We start from the raw sequence: 701 nt of genomic DNA, 5'->3' as shown, positions 1-701 counted from the left end.
CCGACCATGGCACCGCCCCAATAATAAGCGATGTATTTAGCAGCAGTAGCCTCTGTCATCTGCGTTGCACTGGCACTTGAAATGTAATTGATTAACGTACTGCCAATCGCCACTTCAGCACCGACATAGACAAAAATACCAATGGCACCGAGCACTAAATGTTTGTGCTGCCACGCAGAACCTTGAGTAACTTGCTGCGTTTCTTGATTGGTAATTTTAGGTAACTTTAATACTAAAAAGATAAGTGCTAAAACCAATAATGAGGCAGCTAAAATTAAATACGGTAACTGTACAGCAGTACCATCATGACTTTGGTTTGCGCTATCAGCAGAGAAGAAAAGTGCGGCACCAAAGAGTGGCGCTACAGTAGTACCTAATGAATTAAACGCCTGTGTTAATGTTAAACGAGACGGTGCTGTTTTAGGGTCGCCGAGTGCGCTGACATAAGGGTTAGCTGATACTTGTAAAATAGTAATACCGCTTGCTAAGACAAATAGTGCCATTAAGAAAAGGGCGTATACCCCACTGGTAGCCACAGGGTAAAACAACAAGCAGCCCACACAGGCAATGCCTAACCCGGTAACAATGCCTTTTTGATAACCGATTTTGCCAACTAACTTACCCGCAGGCAGTGAGACAATAAAATAGGCACTAAAAAAGCAAAACTGGATAAGCATTGCTTGGGTGTAATTAAGGGTAAA

The 701-nt window shown here is 42.9% G+C and carries 1 protein-coding gene; it reads right to left on the bottom strand.

What is annotated here, in order from left to right; translation table 11 throughout:
- A partial coding sequence (gluP, locus tag ON073_RS20480) for a glucose/galactose MFS transporter (protein WP_274763705.1) occupies positions 1-701 on the bottom strand: 701 nt, incomplete at both ends.

Origin of the sequence: Pseudoalteromonas sp. G4 (assembly GCF_028875915.1) — a bacterium.
Classification (GTDB): Bacteria; Pseudomonadota; Gammaproteobacteria; order Enterobacterales; family Alteromonadaceae; genus Pseudoalteromonas.
The sequence above is the reverse complement of the archived record's forward strand: the minus strand, read 5'-3'. Positions and strand labels throughout refer to the sequence as shown.